This window comes from Psychromonas arctica DSM 14288, from assembly GCF_000482725.1.
GTDB lineage: Bacteria > Pseudomonadota > Gammaproteobacteria > Enterobacterales > Psychromonadaceae > Psychromonas > Psychromonas arctica.
Map to the genome: position 1 here is coordinate 92,367 of NZ_AXWP01000001.1, position 4,831 is coordinate 97,197.

A 4,831-nucleotide genomic window follows, 5' to 3' on the forward strand; every position below is an offset into this window, starting at 1 on the left:
AAGTTACCGATCGCGTGTTAAGCAGATCTCCCCAGATAAGAGCATGTACTTTCTTTGCACTGCTGCATCATTTACGGTGGCCATTAGATCACGTGGTTTCGTTATCTTGTGCCAACTCACCTTTAGCCTACGCCTCATATGATGTTCTTGTTCATCAGCTCGCAAAGTTGCTAGCGGCTTCCTCCGGACCCATCCTCACGGATAAGCCCTTGCCATTCGCTAGTAGTTAGCGTTTAATCATTTAATTGATTAAACGGTGATCTTCCTACAGAGGACTTTCACCTCATTAGTTCATGCCCATGCTGGGCGTACACAAGGGTTTTCAAGTCGGACTCGTAACAGTTTGCTCGGTTCCACTTCGTTTCACATTTTAGCAAACTGTTTCTCGCCGCTTAAAACGGCGTTGAGGCTGTAGAATTTCTCCAAAAAGAGCGTTTATCGCTCTTTTTTCAATTATGTCTCATTGTGCAAAAAATGACCTTGAATGCGGTGATCGACTGTGATCTAATAGTTATTATTCGCTCAGAGTTAAATGTGATGGCCAACTACAAACCTGACTTATCTTGCCAAAGTAAATTCATTCCGATTGATTTTGCACAGCAAATTATCCCCGGTACTTTTGAATACGCACTTTCTCATATCGTCGACAAACACCTTGATTTAAGTACTTTTGATAAATGGTACAGCAACGATAAAAATGGCGCGGCTGCTTATCCTCCTTCAGTCATGCTTAAAATAATCTTGTTTGGTTATTCACGAGGCTTAGTCAGCAGTCGTCGCATTGCAAATGCTTGTGAAACCAATATTACCTTCATGAGTTTATCGGGTGACGTACAACCTCATTACACTTCAATTGCCAGTTTTGTCGCTAAAATGAAAGACCAAATTGAACCACTTTTTACTCAAGTATTAATGATATGCGACCGTGAAGGTTTGATAGGCCGTAATATGTTTGCGATTGATGGATGTAAAATTCGTTCGAACGCTAGTAAAGAGTGGAGTGGCACATTTGATGAACTTGAGCGTAAACAAGCGAAGTTGCGCAGAGCAAGTCAGCGCATACTTGCCCGCCATCAAGCACAAGATAGTTTGAGTGAAGATGAAATTACCCATGATTTAAAACAACAGGCTAAACTTGATAAAAGCGCGGATAAAATTAAAGAATTTTTGGCGACCAATGAAGAGAAGTTAGGTAGTCAGAGAAAGCCTGTGAAAAGTAATATCACTGATCCAGACAGTGCCAAGATGACCACGAGTAAAGGTACGATTCAAGGCTACAATGGCATTGCGATTAACGATGATAAACATCAAATCATTTTACAAGCCCAAACATGGGGAAGTGTGGGAGAGCAACAAACCTTAAAACCCGCTATCGAAGACTTGAAAAAACAACTGACTGAACTCGGTACGCCTGAAGCCTTGTGTGAAGCAAAATTTACCGCAGACAGCGGTTTTCATAGTGAAGTCAATCTTGAGTTTATGGCTACAACGGGGCTTGATGCTTACATTGCAGACACTGCATTTAGAAGTCGTAATCCATTATTTAAAGAGAGCGAAACCTATCATACAGAGCAAGAAAAACGACGATTGAAACGCAGTAAAGGCCGAGCGAGATTGTTCAATAGCAAAGACTTTTACTTTGATAAAAAGAAAAATGAATGCCATTGTCCTGCGGGTAAAGAAATGTGGTTAAGTGTTAAAAACATTGAAACCGCCGGTCGGCAATACGTTCGTTTCTCTGGTTATTTGAAGGATTGCCGTGTTTGTCCATTGCAAAAGCAATGCATGCGAAAAGTGCCCACTAAACAAGGTCGGCAAGTTCAATTTGAAACAGGTAAAACAACGAAGCACATTTCTTATACCGATAGAATGCGAGTGAAAATAGACAGTAGCCCAGGCAGGCGTGAATATAGCAAACGACTCGGTGCTATTGAACCTGTATTTGGTAATATCACAGTGAATAAAGGCATGAATAAATTCACACTGCGCGGCCAAGAGAAAGTGAATACCCAGTGGCAGATGTACTGCCTTGTTCATAATATTGAGAAGTTAAGGAATAGTTTACATTAAGCCAAGGGCAAAGCCCTTTAGCCTCAATAATACAGCCTAATTAACCTCATAAATACTCTTACAACTCAATTTAATCAATCATTTATTGAAAAGTGAATAATCTATTTGAATCTAAAGTAAATATAAAATACTGTGTTTTTATAATTAAAATTCGGGCTGAGAATGAGAAATTCTACAGCCTCGTTATGTTTTCAATCATCCAAATGGAGTATGTATGTCAAGAAGTACAGATAATGTTATTAAACTTGTTAAAGCAGGTGGTTTGCTTAGTATAAATTGTGAAGGAAGAAGTACGGATAATGTTTTGAAAATCATTGAGGTTGCTAATTCAGTTGGGAGACCTGTAACTATTAGAAACCTTGATGACCATAGTACAGATAACGTATTACGTATAATTCAAGCTAGTGGCGACAACATTTTACTAGAAGTCTAGTTCCGTAAATATAAAAACATAACAAACAAGGATAGGTGTCGCGCAGCCGACACCTTATCTGGGTGTTGGACAAGCCCGAATGAGACTCTTTGCTTTATATAGTAAATAGTGGAATGGGTTTTGGGCTGGCTCAATAATTCAACTTTCTTTAAGGCGAGTCTCACTAATATACAATTGATACCTCAATTATATCAGTATGTTATATTTTATATGTTGGATGCTATATCACCTCTCTGGCTTGTTAATCTTTCATTTGTGTCAATTATCTGTTTAAGACCGTACGTTTTCACGCATTAGTTTCTCAGTCGACTTAAGCCCATAAAATGCATTTCATGGTGACAGCATGGGCAAATACAGACAGCACGCTTGCGTTTTACTGGTGTCGCCATTGTGCTTATATCGCTCCCCAATATCAGCAATATTTGTAGTCGCAATTGTTTGGCATTGCCTCTTAAAAACCCGTAATCTCTCACCCGTTGCAGACCTTTTGGTAACACGTGTTGTAAGATTAACCACAAGAATTCGAGCACAGGTAAAGTACGTTCTTTAGTCATATTAGTGCTGCTTTCTTTATACTTAAATGTGACCATTTCTTCGGATAGATTAATAATGTCTTTATCGGGTAACACGCCACGATACAGATAGCGTGATAAGTATTTAAAAGCAGAAGCACCAAATCCGACCTTACGGCAATCTACCATCCATTTTTTAGGCGTGTCAGTGGGCATGGTTAACTTCGCGCTCTGGTTAATCGCATCAATGACTCTTGCTCGCCATACTTTAGCGAGTGCAAATTCATTAAACAGATATTGCTTATCACTTTTACACCACTGTTTTTTCACAGCATTATATCGTCCGCAGGGCACAATAATATGCACATGAGGGTGACATTCTCGGCGACGATTATGTGTGTGCAATACACTAGTAAATCCTAAACTGCCTTTATTCTCTCGCTTGGCAAAGTCTTTTAATATGCCCGCCGTCACTTGTAACATCAATTGATACAGTGCTTTGGGGTGTTGACGAACCAGTACTCTCAATTGATAAGGTAGCGTAAAGGTGACCATAAAATAGTGCACGGGTAATAGTTTATCGGTCTGTTTAGCTAACCAATTTGAAGTGGTTTGATGCAAACATTGTGGACAACTTCTATTCCCACAGGATGCTGGGAGTTGTTGGTCATGCTGACAATGGCCACAATGCCATTGGGTCGTTCGATTTACATCGTTTTTACAGTGCAGCATATCAGTGATAGCGCGACGAATATCTTGATTCAACAATCCACCATATTGTTGCTCCAGTTTTGCTTGATAGCGCTCAAGTAGTGCAATAAATTGGCTCATGATGCCTCCCATTGAATTGATAACCTGTTGGTTAATTGGTTCAAGGCGGTGACATTATCTTTTTGTTTGAGTGGGGTAAGTTGAGTGTATTTCGCTGTCGTATTCAGGCTGTGATGTCCCAATAGTATTTGCAGAGAGCGTAGGTCAATACCTTGCTCTAAGAGATGAGTTGCAAAGCAATGTCGTAATGAATGTGGACTGATAGATTTATTAATACCCAATTCAGTCATTACTTTTTTCAACGCTTTCTGCACACTGCCTTTATCCATCGGCACTTGTGTATTTTTACCAATACTTGGAAATAACAACTGCGTATGACGATGCGTTGACCAATAGCAACGTAATGCAGAAAGTGTTCGTTTGGGTAAAGGGAGTAAACGGTCTTTGCCTCCTTTACCTTCGCGAATATGCACTTGCATGGTATGGCTATCAATGTCGTTCACCGTCAAATCAAGGGCTTCACTTAAGCGTAATCCCATGCTGTACAAAACAAGAAAAAACACCTGATAACGTAACGCACGAGTGTGGCTAATCATCAATCCAATTTGTTGTGGCGTGAGAATGTCTGGAATGCGTTTTACTTGTGGTGGTTTGACAATATTGAGCCATTCCCACTGTCTATCGAGAGTATGTTTATAAAAAACTGTAATCCATTTCGGTCTAATTTAATGGTACTCCATGAGTGAGTTTGAATGAGTTGTGCAAAGTAACACTTTAAATCTGCTTTGGTTAATGTGTCAGGTGTGCGGTCAAAAAAGGTAGTTATTCTACGTACTGCACGAGAGTAGGCATCAATCGTGGCAGGTCTCATGCCTTGCAGTGTTAGGTTGGTCAAATGCTGTTGATATAAAAGGTTAAAGTGTTGTTGCTCTGAAGTGTTCATGGCTTATACTCCTATTAGATATCACCGAAAAGTGATATAGATATAAGTATGAACGTTATTGGTATTTTGTTTTTCTGCCGCACAGCGGCTTCGTTCAACAAG

5 protein-coding genes are annotated in these 4,831 nt (G+C 39.9%); 2 read left to right on the plus strand and 3 right to left on the minus strand.

Annotated features, from left to right (window positions below):
* Positions 1 to 537: 537 nt before the first annotated feature.
* Positions 538 to 2,070, plus strand: a complete 1,533-nt coding sequence (locus tag H592_RS0100410; protein ID WP_028866990.1) for an IS1182 family transposase — start codon at positions 538 to 540, stop codon at positions 2,068 to 2,070.
* 214 nt (positions 2,071 to 2,284) lie between these two features.
* Complete coding sequence (locus H592_RS0100415; protein ID WP_028866991.1) at positions 2,285 to 2,503, plus strand: hypothetical protein; 219 nt, start codon at positions 2,285 to 2,287, stop codon at positions 2,501 to 2,503.
* 293 nt (positions 2,504 to 2,796) lie between these two features.
* On the opposite strand, the gene H592_RS0100420 is transcribed toward H592_RS0100415, so the two are convergent.
* From H592_RS0100420 to H592_RS24505, 3 genes are read right to left on the minus strand one after another with little or no spacing between them, the layout of a single operon-like run.
* Entirely contained in the window at positions 2,797 to 3,846 is a 1,050-nt protein-coding gene (locus H592_RS0100420) for an IS91 family transposase (RefSeq protein ID WP_028866992.1), read from the minus strand.
* A complete protein-coding gene (locus tag H592_RS24500) occupies positions 3,843 to 4,382 on the minus strand; it encodes a tyrosine-type recombinase/integrase (RefSeq protein ID WP_245600338.1) in 540 nt (179 codons plus the stop codon). Before H592_RS24500 ends, H592_RS0100420 begins: the two co-directional genes overlap by 4 nt.
* A 41-nt stretch (positions 4,383 to 4,423) precedes the next feature.
* On the minus strand, positions 4,424 to 4,729 hold the full coding sequence (locus H592_RS24505; protein WP_245600339.1) for a site-specific integrase: 306 nt from the start codon (positions 4,727 to 4,729) through the stop codon (positions 4,424 to 4,426).
* Positions 4,730 to 4,831: the final 102 nt, after the last annotated feature.

Bases quoted from the DNA above. Each gene is read 5' to 3' on its own strand.
- H592_RS0100415 (WP_028866991.1), top strand. From the start codon at position 2,285: ATGTCAAGAAGTACAGATAATGTTATTAAACTTGTTAAAGCAGGTGGT.
- H592_RS0100410 (WP_028866990.1), top strand. From the start codon at position 538: ATGGCCAACTACAAACCTGACTTATCTTGCCAAAGTAAATTCATTCCG.
- H592_RS24500 (WP_245600338.1), bottom strand. From the start codon at position 4,382: ATGATTAGCCACACTCGTGCGTTACGTTATCAGGTGTTTTTTCTTGTT.
- H592_RS24505 (WP_245600339.1), bottom strand. From the start codon at position 4,729: ATGAACACTTCAGAGCAACAACACTTTAACCTTTTATATCAACAGCAT.
- H592_RS0100420 (WP_028866992.1), bottom strand. From the start codon at position 3,846: ATGAGCCAATTTATTGCACTACTTGAGCGCTATCAAGCAAAACTGGAG.